Origin of the sequence: Hymenobacter cyanobacteriorum (assembly GCF_022631375.1) — a bacterium.
GTDB classification, from domain to species: Bacteria; Bacteroidota; Bacteroidia; order Cytophagales; family Hymenobacteraceae; genus Hymenobacter; species Hymenobacter cyanobacteriorum.
In genome coordinates this window covers 1,214,135-1,228,286 of record NZ_JALBGC010000001.1, presented here as the reverse complement: position 1 = coordinate 1,228,286, position 14,152 = coordinate 1,214,135, and the positions used below count along the sequence as shown (strand labels likewise).

11 protein-coding genes are annotated in these 14,152 nt (G+C 63.2%); 5 read left to right on the top strand and 6 right to left on the bottom strand.

The annotated features are described in order from the left end of the window. The first annotated feature begins 117 nt into the window (after window positions 1–117). On the top strand, window positions 118–618 hold the full coding sequence (locus MON38_RS05165; protein ID WP_241935065.1) for a PaaI family thioesterase: 501 nt from the start codon (window positions 118–120) through the stop codon (window positions 616–618). Between the two features lie 17 nt (window positions 619–635). Here MON38_RS05165 and MON38_RS05160 read toward each other — a convergent pair whose 3' ends face one another. From MON38_RS05160 to MON38_RS05150, 3 genes are all read right to left on the bottom strand, one after another. Further along, entirely contained in the window at window positions 636–989 is a 354-nt protein-coding gene (locus MON38_RS05160) for a hypothetical protein (protein ID WP_241935064.1), read from the bottom strand. A 15-nt stretch (window positions 990–1,004) separates the two neighbouring features. Beyond that, window positions 1,005–2,537 (bottom strand): DNA integrity scanning protein DisA nucleotide-binding domain protein, encoded by a 1,533-nt coding sequence (locus tag MON38_RS05155; protein WP_241935063.1) that lies wholly within the window; start codon window positions 2,535–2,537, stop codon window positions 1,005–1,007. Window positions 2,538–2,760: 223 nt separating this feature from the next. Beyond that, window positions 2,761–3,579 carry an energy transducer TonB gene (locus MON38_RS05150; RefSeq protein WP_241935062.1) on the bottom strand — a complete coding sequence of 273 codons (819 nt, stop codon included), beginning with the start codon at window positions 3,577–3,579 and terminating at the stop codon, window positions 2,761–2,763. Window positions 3,580–3,892: 313 nt separating this feature from the next. Here MON38_RS05150 and MON38_RS05145 point away from each other — a divergent pair, with 313 nt between their 5' ends. The 4 genes from MON38_RS05145 to MON38_RS05130 all read left to right on the top strand — a co-directional run bounded on the left by MON38_RS05145 (window position 3,893) and on the right by MON38_RS05130 (window position 8,010). After that, window positions 3,893–4,303 (top strand): RidA family protein, encoded by a 411-nt coding sequence (locus MON38_RS05145; protein WP_241935061.1) that lies wholly within the window; start codon window positions 3,893–3,895, stop codon window positions 4,301–4,303. A 77-nt stretch (window positions 4,304–4,380) separates the two neighbouring features. Continuing rightward, the gene (locus MON38_RS05140) at window positions 4,381–5,343 is read left to right on the top strand and encodes a bestrophin family protein (RefSeq protein ID WP_241935060.1); all 963 of its coding nucleotides are present in this window, start codon (window positions 4,381–4,383) and stop codon (window positions 5,341–5,343) included. A gap of 168 nt (window positions 5,344–5,511) precedes the next feature. Beyond that, entirely contained in the window at window positions 5,512–5,799 is a 288-nt protein-coding gene (locus tag MON38_RS05135) for a hypothetical protein (protein ID WP_241935059.1), read from the top strand. A 63-nt stretch (window positions 5,800–5,862) separates the two neighbouring features. After that, window positions 5,863–8,010 (top strand): FUSC family protein, encoded by a 2,148-nt coding sequence (locus MON38_RS05130; protein ID WP_241935058.1) that lies wholly within the window; start codon window positions 5,863–5,865, stop codon window positions 8,008–8,010. Window positions 8,011–8,024: 14 nt separating this feature from the next. On the opposite strand, the gene MON38_RS05125 is transcribed toward MON38_RS05130, so the two are convergent. From MON38_RS05125 to MON38_RS05115, 3 genes are all read right to left on the bottom strand, one after another. Then, complete coding sequence (locus tag MON38_RS05125) at window positions 8,025–8,672, bottom strand: response regulator (RefSeq protein WP_241935057.1); 648 nt, start codon at window positions 8,670–8,672, stop codon at window positions 8,025–8,027. 47 nt (window positions 8,673–8,719) lie between these two features. After that, window positions 8,720–10,651, bottom strand: coding sequence for a sensor histidine kinase (locus MON38_RS05120; RefSeq protein ID WP_241935056.1), 1,932 nt, complete (start codon window positions 10,649–10,651; stop codon window positions 8,720–8,722). Between the two features lie 109 nt (window positions 10,652–10,760). Beyond that, window positions 10,761–13,988 (bottom strand): PAS domain S-box protein, encoded by a 3,228-nt coding sequence (locus MON38_RS05115; protein ID WP_241935055.1) that lies wholly within the window; start codon window positions 13,986–13,988, stop codon window positions 10,761–10,763. Between the last annotated feature and the right edge of the window lie 164 nt (window positions 13,989–14,152).

Here is a 14,152-nt window from a genome sequence, read left to right as displayed (position 1 = left end):
CTCTACTGCAGCAGTAATCCTGTTGATTGGATTGCGTTGCGCGGTAGAGATGCTTCGGCAAGCTCAGCATGACGTTCTTTACGGGTGCTTTATAGCAGCATTTCCAAATTGCCAGCCATGACCCCGACCACCACCGACACCCCGCAAGCCGCCGCCTTCCGCCGTCAGGTGCTGAACCCGCTGAAGCTGCGACTTTTCATGCTGCAAAAGCTGCCGATGGCCTGGCTGGCGGGCCTGCGCCTCACCCAGCTCACGCCGGAAATGGCAGCGGTGACCATTCGCTACAAATACCTCACGCAAAACCCGTTTCGCAGCCTCTACTTCGCCTGCCTGGCCATGGCGGCCGAGCTGGCTAGTGGCATTCAGGCCATGATGCACGTGCAGACGGGCGGGCCGGTTTCGATGCTGGTAACCGGCATTCAGGGCGACTTCACGAAAAAAGCCGTGGGCCTCATCACCTTCACCTGCCCCGATGGCGCGGCCATTGCCCGGGCCGTGGCCGAGAGCCGCGCTACCGGCGAGGGCCGCACTGTGGTATGCACCAGCACCGGCGTGGATGAAGCGGGCGACGTAGTGGCAGTGTTTCGGCTCACATGGTCGTTTCGGGCGAAACGGTAGGTGAATAGCACGCCGGGTTATCTGGTCAGAAAATAGAGCAGAGTAGCCAGCGCCAGCAAGCCGGCCAGCCCGATAATTCCCTTCAGGGTATCGAGGTGGCGCAAACGACGGCGGTGGGCCTTGGCGTCGGCTACCGGCAGGAAGTACCCGCGCCACGCATTATCGGGCGGCGAGAGGGCCCAGACTTCGGTGCAGGCTGCACAGCGATAGGCAACGTCCGGCTCGTAGAAATCGGCTGCGGTGGCGGGCTGCACCGCCACGCGGTGCAACTGCTGCCACGACAGTTTCTGGTGCAGCTCAGCTTCAAAAGCCTCGAATTTCCGATAGGATGGGAAGTTCGTGAATCCTGAAGAAAAGCAGTTCGGACACATAAAGAGCAGGGGGTTTTATTCCCGCACCGAAGTCAACACGTCCACCATGCCGTCTTCGCTCACCACCACGGCCAGGCAGGGGTAGGCCGAGCTTTCGATGTAGCGCAGGGCCGAGTTGTAGCGGGCCCCGCGGGTGCCATCGCCCCGGCCCGAGGCGCGACCGTCCAGAATCACGCCGATGGAGTAGCAGTAACCGTCGGGGTCGAGCAGCACGGCCCCGTCGATGCTGGTGACGAGGCGGGTGATGAGCGGCGTGAGCGGTACCGGCTCGATGAGCGTGCACTGCAGCTTGAGGCGGTCGGCTTCGGCCAGTGCTTCGGTGGTGATGACGAGGAGCGTGCCGTGCTTCTGGCGGCTGGCTTCGAGCACCACGTCCCAGAGGCGCTCCACTTTGGGCGCGTCGGCGAGCGAGAAGGTGCGCTTAAGGGCTTTGCGGAAGGCGGTGCGACTCAGGCGCGGGCGCGGCAGGCCGGGCAGGCCGTAGTGCGAGCGCATCAGCACGTGGCTGGCGTGCTGCAGCTCCCAGGCGTAGTGCGTCACGAAGTTGATGACGAACAAATCTTCGCGCACGGCATCGTAGTGGCCCACCTGGCGGCCCAGGGCGTACACGTTTTCACCATCCGAGAGCAGGTGCACGTCGGGCGTGGCCATTTCCAGCAGCTTGCGCACAGCGCGGTAGTCGGTGAGCTCGGTGGGGCAGGTGAGGGCGAAAATTTCCTCGATGTTGGGGTGGCCGCGGCGGGCCAGCAGCAGCTTGCCCACACCCTCGGCCCCTTCGTAGCGTAGGCTGCTGATGGTGTTGCAGGTGGCAAACAGCTTGGTGGTGGCCGGGTCGAGCCCCAGCGCCTGGGCGGGCGTATCGAGGAAGGTTTTGCCGGCGGCGCGCAGCAGTTCTTCGCTCTCGCGGGGCCGCACGAAAATGCTGGCCCCCGGCTCGGGCTCGCTCAGCGCTTTTACGCCTTCCTCGTTGAAGCGGTACATGGCGGCCAGCAGCAGCGACGGGGCCAGCGGCTTGCCATCGGTGTAGTAGCGGGCGGGCTGCAGCGAAGGGTAGGCCTTCAGCGGCTTGCGCAGCAGGCGCAGCACCGTCACCACAAAGTAGCCGTTGATTTCGACCGGCCAGCCGGCAAAGTGCACGTAGTTGCCCTGCTGCTCGTCCAGCGCATCGAGGGTTTCCTGCACGGCATCGCGAATGCCAATGCCCTGGTGCTTGCGCCGGATGGCGGCGGCGGGCACGTCGTCGCGGTCGCGGAAGGGCCAGGGCGTGGTCAGCTGCTTCACGCGGCCCCGGGCCACGGCGTCGGAGAAGGCTGCGCCGGGGAGGCTGGTATCGGTGGGCTCGATGCAGCGGGCGGGGTGCGAGTCGTCGGCGGGCAGGGCCAGCAGCAGCACGAAGGGCTTCAGGTCGTCGTCAAGCGCATCGAACAAATCCACCGCCAGGGCCTGTGCACCTTCTCGGTAGCGCGTCTGGTGAGGCCAGATTTGGGCGGGCGGAGAAAGGGTGACAGCGGACTTTTTGGGGGCAACGATGGAGCAGGCGGAGAGCATGGGCGGGGTGGGAGTGGAGGGGCGAAGAAACTACCCTCCTTACCAAGGAGGGGTTGTTCGAGCCGCAGGCTCGGACGGGGGTGGTGGCACCGCAGGGTGGCATTGAACGACTGGCGCGTATAATGTTTGGAGGGCATGCAGCCGCTGTTTTGCAACGCCTACAACCACCCCAATTTCAGCTGCGCTGAAATGTCCCCTCCTTGGTAAGGAGGGGAGTGTCGTTCTACAATTGAAACAGAACCGGCAACACCATCTTTTGCTTTATCGGCTTGCCCTGAAACATGGCCGGCTCCCACTTGGGCGCGGCTTTGATGAGGCGCAGGGCTTCTTCATCGAGGCCCGAGCCCAGGCGTTTTACGATGCGCGCATCGGTGAGGCTGCCGTCGGCCTGCACCACAAATTCCATGATGACTTTGCCCTGAATCTTGCGCTGGCGGGCCAGCAGGGGGTATTTCTGGTTCTTCTCAATCCAGTCGAAGAAAGCCTGGTTGCCGCCCACGGGCTGGGTGGGGCGGTCGGGGGCCACCACGGCGGGCCGGTTGGGGTTGGCCGAAGCCGCAATGTCGGCGGCCGGGGTGGTAATGGGCTGGTCCTTGCCGGCGCGCATTACCACCGTCGAGCCCGGCGACATCACGAACGACACGGGCACCACCACGCGCTGGCGCACCACCTGGCCGTGGTTTTTGGCCGGCGTCCACTTCGGGCCGCTCTTGATGAGGCGAATGGCCTCGGCGTCAAGCTCCGGCGCAACGGGGCTTTCCACCTTCACCTCGTTCACGGTGCCGGTTTTTTCTACCACGAAGCTCACCTTCACGGTGCCCTGCGCGCCGCGCTGCATGGCGGCGGCCGGATACTTCTGGTGGTCGGCCAGGAACTGGGCGTATTTCTCGGTGCCGCCCAGCGGCACGGCTGGCTGACCCACCGAGTCGTACACCTCGGTAGCCGAGGGCTTAGGGGGCATCTTGCGTTTCTGGGCCTGGGCCGAAAAGCTGACGCTGAAGAAACTAAGGCCGCCGAGCAGCAGGAGGGACGAGGATTTCATGGGGGTGTAGAAGGGGAGGTGGAGTGAGGGGGAGGACGTGATGGTGATAGAACGTCATGCAGAGCGCAGCATCTTGCCCGCAGTCACTAATCAATAATGATTGAATTGCATTGCGCGGGCAAGATGCTTCGCTGCGCTCTGCATGACTGTTCTGTAGTTTGTTCATTAAACGAAAACCAAGCCCGGCCTGGCCAAAACAATGCCGCGCCGGCCTGCAAATAACGACACCCCGCCGGCCCGATAAATTCACCTCTCGCCGGGATGACGTTATTTGACGCCGAATACTGTAAGCTCAACCCTAAAAAACACCGCCATGACCACCGAAAGCCGCGCCCCCGAGCCCGTTGGGGCCTACCCGTATACCCGCCGCGCGGGCAACCTGCTGTTCCTGTCGGGCGTGGGGCCGCGCCAGCGCGGGCAGCCGGCCATTCCCGGTGTGGAGCTCGATGCCGACGGCGGCGTGGTGCGCTACGACTTCGAAAGCCAGTGCCGGGCCGTGTTCCAGAACGTGCGCTACATTTTGGAGGAAGCCGGCGCGGAGTGGGACGACCTGGTCGACGTCACCGTATTCCTCACCAACATGAAGGACGACTTCCCGACCTATAATCGCCTCTACGCCGAGCATTTTGCCACGGCCCAGCCCTGCCGTACCACGCTCGAAATCAACTGCCTGCCCACGCCCATCGCCATCGAGCTCAAGTGCATTGCCGTGCTGAAAAGCTGAGGGCAGCCGGGGGTAATTAACGTCGTTTTAATGGCCGCGGCGCAACTCACGAGTGCCGCGACCGGTTTCAGGCACCTATGTACGTTCGTAAAAACCTGCGCTGGGGCGTGGTGTGGCGCCTCACGCGCCGCAGCCTCCTCGTTTTCCTTATCTATAACACGTTGGTGTGCCTGCTCTACGGGCCGCTCAACGTGCACGTGCTCGATATTCCGTGGCAGCCGGTGGCGCTGCTCGGTACGGCCGTGGCTTTTTATATCGGCTTCAAAAGCAACGGCTCCTACGACCGGTTTTGGGAAGGCCGGCAGCTATGGGGCAGCATCGTAAACACCAGCCGCGTGTGGGCCATCCGGGCTTTCGATTTTGTGCAGATGCCGACGGGCACCGCCGGGCTGGGACCGGTCGAGCTGGCCGAAACGCACCGTCGCTTATTGTATCGCCAGGTGGCCTGGTGCAATGCCTTACGCCTGCACCTGCGCCGCCAGACGGCCGAGCTCTGGGATACCGAAGTGGCGCCGTTCCTGCCCGCTGCCGAAGCCGCCGAGGCCAAGTTCCTCAGCAACCCGCCCACCCACCTGCTGCGCCGCCAGAGCGTGGAGCTGCGCGAGCTGGAACAGCGCGGCCAGATTACCGAGTTTCGGCAGGTGGCCATGATGCAGACGATTCAGGATTTGCTGAACGCGCAGGGCGGCTGCGAGCGCATCAAAAACACGCCGTTTCCGCGGCAGTTCGCGTTTTTTAGCTTCGTGTTTGTGTGGGTGTTTGCCGCCATTCTGCCGCTGGGCCTGGTAGAGGAGTTCGACAGCCGCGCCGCCCTGGGCCAGTACCATGTGTGGCTGATGGTGCCGTTTTCGGTACTGGTGTCGTGGGTGTTCAACGTGATTGAAATCGTGGGCCACACCAGCGAAAATCCCTTCGAAAACGACATCTACGACGTGCCGATGACGTCCATCTGCCGCAACATCGAAATCGACATCCGCGAGCTGCTGCAGGAAACCGAGTTGCCGCCCAAGGTGGAGGCAGTGCACGATATTATGTATTAGCGCGAGCGGATGGAATAAAACAAGTAGAACATCATGCAGAGCGCAGCGAAGCATCTTGCCAGCCACCGGTAAACTTACCGATTGAATTGCGTTGAGCAGGCCAGATGCTTCGCTGCGCTCTGCATGACGCTCGGAACTGCCCGTGCGGTTCTCCGTAGTTTTGGGACGATGAAACCTTCCTCACTTGCCCGGATAAGCCGCCTGAGCCTGCTGGCCGCTGCCCTAGTGGTGGTCCTGCCCGCGTGCCAGCCCGGGCAGGCGCGCCTCGCGCAGCTCGAAGCCGCCCAGCAGCAGCAGGCCCGTGAAATTGCGGCCCTGAAGCAGCAGCTAGCCGAAAGGGAGGAGGAAGTAGCCCAGCTCGAAACTTGCGTTGATGACCTGGAAAACACCGTGTATGAAGATGAGGATTCGGTGGCGTATGACGAGGAGCGGCCCGCCGGCCCGGTGGCTTTGTAGCCGCGTGGCCCAACCCCGCCGGGCCTTTCATGCGTTAACCAGGCCGTTACCCATCTTCGTTGCATGAACCAGCACTCGCGTCAGCTCCGCTACTTTTTCTCCGGCCAGAATTTCACCGATGGCGTGCGCATCACGGTGTCGATTCTGCTGCCGGCGGTGCTGCTGGGGCAGTGGGGGCACTTCGCCGAGGGCCTTACCATCTCGACCGGGGCCGTGTGCGTGAGCGTGACCGACACGCCCGGCCCGGCCGCCCACCGCCGCAACGGCATGCTGGCCGCGCTGGCCGTGGTGGCCCTCACGGCCGTGCTCACCAGCGTGGCCGCCCTCAATATCTGGACGCTGGCGCTGGAAATCGGAGCCCTGGCTTTCGCCCTCACCATGCTATTGGTGTGGGGCGCGCGCGCCGGGGCCGTGGGCACCGCCGGCCTGCTGAACGTGGTGCTGCTGCTGGCCCACCCGCCCACCCTGGCCGCTGCGCCGCTGCACGCGGGCCTGCTGCTGCTGGGCGGCCTCTGGTATGCGGGGCTGGCGCTGGTGGCCTACCAGGTGCGGCCCTACCGCCCGGCTCAGCAGGCGCTGGGCGAGAGCATTCATGCCCTGGCCCGCTTTCTGGAGCTGAAAGCCCGTTTCTACGAACCCCGCACCGACCTCGACGACGACTACCGCCAGCTCGTAGCCCAGCAGGTGGTGGTGAACGAGAAGCAGGAAGCCGCCCGCGACTTCCTCTTTCGCACCCGCCAGATTGTGAACGAAACCACCAGCACCGGCCGCCGCTTGGTGCTCACGTTCGTCGAAACCGTCGATTTGTACGAGCGCATCACCGTGGGTTACTACGACTACTCGGCGGTGCGCGAGGAGTTTGCCCGCACCGGCGTGCTGGCCGACGTGGCCCGCCTCATCCGGCACGTGGCCACCGAGCTCGACCACCTTGGCGTGGCCATTCAGGCCAACCACGCCTACCACGGCACCGGGCCCGAGCTCACCGCCGAGTGGGAGCGCCTGCAGGCCCGCATCAGCACGTTGGAAGCCGGGGCCGAACTGGGCACCAATACCCGGGTGCTCAAAAAAATTCTGGTGAACCTGCGCGACATCATCCGGCGCGTGGGCAACATTCGCCGCTACTTCGATGAGGCCCTGACGGCCGCTGCGCCCGCCGCCAGCCGCGCCGCTGAGCACCACCGCTTCGTGGCCCACCAGGAAATCGAGCTGCGCACCTTCGCCCAGAACCTGACCATGAGTTCGGCGGTATTTCGCCACGCCGTGCGGATGACGATGGCCTGCCTCGTGGCCTTCATCGTGGCCGAAACCCTCTGGCACGGCCAGCACAACTACTGGATTCTGATGACCGTGACCATCATGCTCAAGCCCGGCTTCAGCCTCACGCGTCAGCGCAACACCGAGCGCATCGTGGGCACGCTGGCGGGCGGCGCGCTGGGTGGGGCCGTGCTGTGGGCCGTGCCCTGGCCCGATGCGCGCTTCGCCATTCTGGTGGTGTTTATGATAGTGGCCTACAGCTTCCAGCGTACCAAATGCCTGGTTACGGTGGTGTTTCTCACGGCCTACCTGCTCATTATGTTTCGGTTTCTGGGGCTGGGCTTTCTGGGCGTGGCGCAGGAGCGCATCGTGGATACGCTGGTGGGCTGCGGCATTGCCTTCGGGGCGGGCTACCTGCTCTTTCCGAGTTGGGAATCGGAGCAGCTGACCGACTACATGGCCGCCGCCCTGCGCGCCAACCTGGCCTACCTGCGCCAGCTCGCCGACCGCCTCGCGGGCCGCCCCCTGCCGCCCCACGAGTACCGCCTGCTGCGCAAAAACGTGTACGTGAGCGGCGCCAACCTCGCGGCGGCCTTCCAGCGCATGCTGACGGAGCCCAAAAGCAAGCAGCACCACCCCGAAGAAACCCACGAATTCGTGGTGCTCAACCACATTCTGTCCTCCAACATTGCCGCCCTCACCGGCACCCTGCGCGAGGCCGCGCCCGCCGTACCACCCTTCCCGCCCGAAAGCCGCCGCGCCCTTACCAGCGCCGTGGCGGCGCTGGGCAAAAGCCTGGGCCGCATCGCGCCCGCCCCCGAGCCGCTGCCCGAGCTCGGCCCCGCCGAACTCAACGTGCCCGTGCTTACCGACGACAAGTCGTTGCTGGAGCAACTCACGTTTTTGCAGAAAGTCAGCACCGACATTGGCAAGGTGACGGAAGTGCTGGCGCGCTAACGTATAACCCGAGCCTACAGCAAATAGTCACGGGCGAACTGCGTGAGGGCCGCCACATTATGCAGCTCCAGCTTGTGCAGAATGTTGCGCCGGTGCGTGCCCACCGTGAACTCCGACAGCGAGAGCTGCGCGGCCATGTCGCGGGTGGTGAGGCCCTCGCAAATCAGGCCAATGATTTCCCGCTCGCGAGGCGACAGGCGCTGCACCCGGAGCAGGGCTTCCGAGTCGGGGCTGGGCGTGGGCGCGGCGCTGGGCAGCCGGCGCGGGAAGGTTTTCTCGCCCCGGCACACTGCCCGAATGGCCGCCAGCAACTGCCCGGCGTCGGCCGACTTGGGCACAAAGCCCCAGGCCCCGGCGGCTTCCACGCGGGCCAGCACCTCGGGCGTGGCCAGGGTGCTGAACACCACCACGCGCAGGCCGGGCCACTGCTGGCGAAGCAGCGGCAGCAGGGCGAACCCATCGGGCGGCGGCAGGTGCAGGTCGAGCAGCAGCACGTCGGCCGGAGCTGCGGTGGGCGGGGTGGGCAGCCAGGCTAAAAGCGCTGCACCCGAAGCCAGCTGGCCCACCACGCGCAGGTCGGCCTCGGTAGCCAGCAGGGCGGCCAGGCTCTGGGTCAGCATCTGGTGGTCGTCAACAATCAGCAGGCGGCATTGGGAAGGCATAAGGATGCGGAAAAGCAGCGAATGGGAAGGATAGGGCGCCGGCAGCGCTAGCAGGGCAGATGCACCACCACGCTGGTGCCCCGGGGCGAGGTATCGACGTGCATCTGGCCGTGCAGGTAATCGGCGCGGGCCTGCACGCCGCGCAGGCCAATGCCGTTGCGGGGCTCGTGAGGACCGTCGAAACCCCGGCCGTTGTCTTCAACCATGATTTCGAGGCTGCCGGGGCGGTGCAGTACCTGCACCCGCACCTCGGTGGCGTGGGCGTGGCGCACGGCATTGTTGAGCAGTTCGGCTGCGATGCGGTAGGTGGTTTGCTGCAGCGCGGTGGGCAGCTGGTCGATGCCTGGGTCGCAATCCGTTGTCACGACGGGATTTCCGTACAAATTGATGAGCTGGCCCAGTGCCTGAATGGACTCGCTGAGCGCCCCCAGGCCCGGCTCGGCCGGCAGCAGGGCGTGGCTGAAGGTGCGCACCTCGTCGCGCAGGTGGCGCAGCAGCAGCTCGGCCTGCTGGCCGGCGGCGGCGGCTTCGGGCGAGGTAGCCAGGGCCTTGCGCACGGCCGGCCCCTGCCAGGCCAGGTGCAGCGCCATCAGGTTGGGCCCCAGGGCATCGTGCAGCTCACGGGCCAGCTGCTCGCGCTCATCTTCCTGCGCCGCGATGAGGCGGGCGCTCTGCCGGTTGCGCAGGTTCAGCTGCCGCACGCGGAGCTGCGCATTCTGGCGCAGGGTGTTGCGGAAGCGGCCCGTGAGCAGCGCGCTCAGCACCAGCAGCTCCAAAAACAGGCCCCAGGCCAGCGTGTTGGGGTAAATGGGGGTGAAAGTCGTCAGGCCCAGGTGATTGAGCCAGAACGTGATGTAGCCCACAAAAAAGAAAAAGTACGTGAGAGCATAGTAGGCCGTGAAGCGCCGCCGCCGCCGCGTGAGCAGGCCCAGCAGCAGCACCACCCAGCCGTACACAAAAGTGCCCAGCATCAGCACCTCGCGCCCGGCGTTGAGGGCGTGCACCAGCGCCAGGCTATGCTGCACGGCCCACGGAAACAGCCCCGCATACACTACCACGAACCCCACCGACCCGCCCGCCAGCCAGTTGCCGGCCCGGTACAGCCCGCGCCGCCCGCTGCGCAGCCGCAAAAACAGCTGCATAATGCGAATGCCCACGGCCGTGGCCAGCAGCACGAAGTTGAACTGCCCCACCGTCCAGATAGCCCGATACAACCCCGCCGGCAGCACCCACGCATCCAGCCCGTCCTCCATCATCAAAAACAGCGTGACGCACACCACATAGGCCAGGTACCAGAGGTGAATGCGGTCGCGCAAGTAGAAATACAGCACCAGGTTAAATAAAGCACTGCTCAGGTAAAAACCCAGCAGCCACACCCAGTACCGCTCAAACGGAAAGCCCATTTCCCAAGCCAGGAAATGCTCGGTTGTTTCAATATAGGTGGGCAGGTAGATGCCGCCCGAGTGCAGGTCGATGCGCAGCAGCAGCACCGCTCCCTCGCCGGGGGCGAGGGCAAAGGGAAAGCTGAGCGAGCGGGCCGGGTAGGGGCGGTCATCGGCGGGCACCCACGAGGTGGCAGCTCCCAGCCGCGTAAACGTGGTTTCGCCCCGGCGGCGGCAGTACAGCGCCGCACTGTCGGTGAAGTTGAAGATGCTCCAGAAAAAGCGCAGCCGCAGCGAGTCGGCGTTGCGCACGGGCAGGCGTATCCACACGCGCTGGTGCATCAGGCCCAGGTTCAGGGTTCTGTGCCAGGGGCCGGGCCGGAAGCGGCCGGCGCGCCACTGCGCTTCTACCTGCTCAGGGTCGGCGGCTACGCCAAACGGCTCGGTGTAGTAGCGGTAGGCTTCGGAAATGTGCGGCCCTTTGGGGTCTTTCAGCGGCAGCGTATCGCGCAGTACGTGTGGGGCGGGGGCCAGCGTTTGCGCGGCCGCGCTCACGCACCAGCCCAGCAGGCACAGCACAAACAGACAAAACCGCATAAGCAAGTAGATGAATATTGCTGAAGCGGCAAATAACTATTAATTCACTGAATGTTCATCTGTGCGGGGAAAATAATTGGACTGGTTTGGTGGCTAGCCCGTCGGTTTGCTAGGCCCTGGCCCGCGCCGTTTGCAGCGTTTGCGATAGCCGCTGCAGCTTCTCTTCCAGCTCGGCGGCAGCCAGCTCGCACACGGCTTCAATCTTCAGAAACAGGCGGTGCACTTCGGCCAGGTTGTCGGCAGTAGCGCCGGTTTCATCCGCAATCAGGATGCCCGCCAGCGCCTGCAGGGCCTTGGCGTTGTCCTCAAACCGCGGGTTGATGCCCATGGTGGCAAACGTAGGAATGATGGAGTGCGTGGCCGATTTCAGCGCGTTCCACTCGTTTTCGGCAATGGCCTTTTTCATGGTTTGCACCAGCGGCGGAATCTCCTGCAGGTACAGGTAAATCATCTCGGCCATGCGCGCGTCGCTCTTCGTGATGCGGCGCAGGTAGTCGAAATTGACGCAGGTGAGCGGCGCGGCCGGCTCGTCCTCCACTACTTCGGCGGCCGTTTCCTTCTCGTAGCCCGAGCTTTTCAGGTACTTGATGATTTTACTGTAGAGCAGCTTGTCGTCGATGGGTTTCGAGATGTAGTCGTTCATGCCCACGGCCTTGCATTTCTCCACGTCCACGGTCGTCACGTCGGCCGTGAGGGCAATGATGGGCACGTTGGAATGCAGCTGCGTGCGGATGTACTCGGTGGCTTCGAATCCGTTCATCACCGGCATCTGCAGGTCCATCAGCACGATGTCGAAGTGCGTGGTGGCCATTTTTTCGATGGCAATCTGGCCGTTGCCGGCCACTTCCATCACGAAGCCAAAGTCCTCCAGCAGGGTCTTCATCAGCAGTTGGTTGAGAGCAATGTCCTCCACCACCAGAATTTTCACGTCCTGGAAACCGGTTTCGAGCTCCACGTTCAGGTTGATGTCGGCCCCGGCTTTTTCCAGGGTTTTGGCAAAGCTCAGCACGAAGCTGAACGTGGAGCCCGCGCCCACCCGGCTTTTCACATGAATGGCGCCGCCCTGCGGTTCCACCAGGTTTTTCACGATGGCCAGACCCAGGCCGGTGCCGCCATACAGCCGGCTGGTGCCGCTGGTGGCCTGCTGGAAGTTGTCGAACACCGAGCCCAGCTTGGCCTGCTCGATGCCGATGCCGGTATCCGTCACGGCAAATTCCAGAATGACCTTTTCCGCGTCCTGCACCAGCAGCCGCACGCCCACCGTAATGCTGCCTTCGCTGGTGAATTTCACGGCGTTGCTCACCAGGTTCAGGATAATCTGGTGCAGGCGCACGGGGTCGCCCACCAGCACCTCCGGAATCCGGTCGTCGTACTCCATCACCAGTTCCAGGTTTTTCTCCTGGATTTTGGTTTCGAACAAGTGCACCATCGCCGATACGGAGGCCGAGAGCTTGAACGGAATCTGCTCGAACGTCATGCGCCCCGCGTCGACCTTAGCCAGGTCCAGAATGTCGTTTATCAGCACAATCAGCGTGTCGCCGCTTAGCTTGATGGCCGTGAGATACTCCTGCTGCTTATCAGTCAGCTCCGTTTTCAGCACCACCTTCGTGAAGCCGATAATGGCATTCATCGGGGTGCGAATTTCGTGGCTCATGTTGCTCAGAAACTGCTGCTTGGCTTTTACGGCATCTTCGGCCAGGCCGGTGGCGCTTTCGGCTTTGGCCTGGGCTTCCTCGGCCAGCACGGTGGCGCGCTCGGCGGCGATTTTGGCCTCCGTCAGTTCCGTGGCGATGCGCTTCTGGTCGGTCACGTCGCGGGCCACAATCACCACCCCCAGCACGTGGCCCTCATCGTTCTTATACACCGAGCCGTTGAATAGCACATCGGTCAGCTTGCCGTCTTTGTGCCGCAGCGTCAGAGGCGAGTCGGCCACGGTGCCCTTGGCAAACACCTCCTGGTACACCTCGCGCGCCATCTGCGGCTCGGTGAAGTAAGTGAAGAAATCGGACCCTAAAAGCTGCTCACGCTCGATGCCGGTGATGTACACCGTGGCCGAATTCATGTCCGTAATCTTGCCCTCGGGGCTGATGGTCACGAGCGGGTCGCGGCTGGCCTCAATCAGGCTGCGGGCGTAGTTGGCAATGCGTAGCTCGGCTGCCCGCTTCACCTTCTCATCGTTCTGAAACGCCAGCTCCTTGTTGGCAATTACCAGCTCGGCCGCCCGCTTCTCCTTCTCATCGTTCTGGAAAGCCAGCTCAATGTTGGCAATGCCCAGCTCGGCTGCGCGCTTCTCCTTCTCGTCGTTCTGAAACGCCAGCTCGGTGTTGGCCACGCTCAATTCCTGCGCTCGCTTCTCCTTCTCATCGTTCTGAAACGCCAACTCCTTATTCGCCACGCTCAGCTCCTGCGCCCGCTTTTCCTTTTCATCATTTTGAAAGGCCAGCTCAGTATTAGCAATGCTGAGCTCCTGCGCCCGCTTCTCCTTCTCGTCGTTCTGAAAGGCCAGTTCGGTGTTGGCGATGCTCAACTCTTGAGCGCGCTTCTCCTTTTCGTCGTTTTGGAAAGCCAGTTCGGTATTGGCAATGCTTAATTCCTGCGCCCGTTTCTCCTTTTCGTTGTTCTGAAACGCCAGCTCCTCATTAGCCACACTCAATTCCTGGGCGCGCTTCTCCTTCTCATCGTTCTGAAACGCCAGTTCCTCGTTGGCAATGCCGAGCTCAGCCGCCCGCTTCTCCTTTTCGTCGTTCTGGAAAGCCAGCTCCGTGTTGGCCACGCCCAATTCCTGGGCGCGTTTTTCCTTCTCATCGTTCTGGAAAGCCAGCTCCTTGTTGGCAATCACCAACTCAGCGGCGCGCTTCTCCTTCTCGTCGTTCTGGAAGGCCAACTCTTCGTTGGCGATGCTCAGTTCGTCGGCGCGCTTTTCCTTTTCGTTGTGCTGGAAAGCCAGCTCCTTATTGGCAATGCCCAGCTCGGTGGCCCAGTTTTTTTCGGCCACTTCGCGGGCCACCAGCACGGCGCCCAGCACCTGGCCGTGGTCGTCCTTGTTCACCGTGCCATCAAATAGCACTTCCGTGAGGGTGCCGCTGGCGTGGCGCAGGGTGCAGGGCGCGTTGGTCACGGCCTCGTGGGCCATCACTTCGCCATATAGCGCCCGCACCGCCGCCGGCTCGGTGAAATAGCCGAAGAAATCGGAGCCGATGAGCGCCTCGCGGTCCACGCCGGTCAGCTTCACGGCGGCTTCGTTGGTGTCGATGATGTGGCCCTGCAAATCGACGGTCACCAGCAAATCCTGGCTGGCTTCAATCAGCCGGCGGTAACGCTTCTCGCTTTCCTTCATGGGGTGGTTTGGACTGGCCCGGAAGGCGAGTTTTTCGGTTGGTTGGTGTTGCCGGAGTTCGCCCGATGGCCGCAGCTGCTGCTACATCCGCCCGAAAAAGCCTGGAGTTTATTCGCTAAATGCTATCGAAGCCTAATTATTTCTTTTTCAGAAAAATGACTCTC

Bases quoted from the DNA above. Each gene is read 5' to 3' on its own strand.
- MON38_RS05130 (WP_241935058.1), top strand. From the start codon at position 5,863: ATGAACCAGCACTCGCGTCAGCTCCGCTACTTTTTCTCCGGCCAGAAT.
- MON38_RS05145 (WP_241935061.1), top strand. From the start codon at position 3,893: ATGACCACCGAAAGCCGCGCCCCCGAGCCCGTTGGGGCCTACCCGTAT.
- MON38_RS05115 (WP_241935055.1), bottom strand. From the start codon at position 13,988: ATGAAGGAAAGCGAGAAGCGTTACCGCCGGCTGATTGAAGCCAGCCAG.
- MON38_RS05150 (WP_241935062.1), bottom strand. From the start codon at position 3,579: ATGAAATCCTCGTCCCTCCTGCTGCTCGGCGGCCTTAGTTTCTTCAGC.
- MON38_RS05160 (WP_241935064.1), bottom strand. From the start codon at position 989: ATGTGTCCGAACTGCTTTTCTTCAGGATTCACGAACTTCCCATCCTAT.
- MON38_RS05120 (WP_241935056.1), bottom strand. From the start codon at position 10,651: ATGCGGTTTTGTCTGTTTGTGCTGTGCCTGCTGGGCTGGTGCGTGAGC.
- MON38_RS05135 (WP_241935059.1), top strand. From the start codon at position 5,512: ATGAAACCTTCCTCACTTGCCCGGATAAGCCGCCTGAGCCTGCTGGCC.
- MON38_RS05125 (WP_241935057.1), bottom strand. From the start codon at position 8,672: ATGCCTTCCCAATGCCGCCTGCTGATTGTTGACGACCACCAGATGCTG.
- MON38_RS05155 (WP_241935063.1), bottom strand. From the start codon at position 2,537: ATGCTCTCCGCCTGCTCCATCGTTGCCCCCAAAAAGTCCGCTGTCACC.
- MON38_RS05165 (WP_241935065.1), top strand. From the start codon at position 118: ATGACCCCGACCACCACCGACACCCCGCAAGCCGCCGCCTTCCGCCGT.
- MON38_RS05140 (WP_241935060.1), top strand. From the start codon at position 4,381: ATGTACGTTCGTAAAAACCTGCGCTGGGGCGTGGTGTGGCGCCTCACG.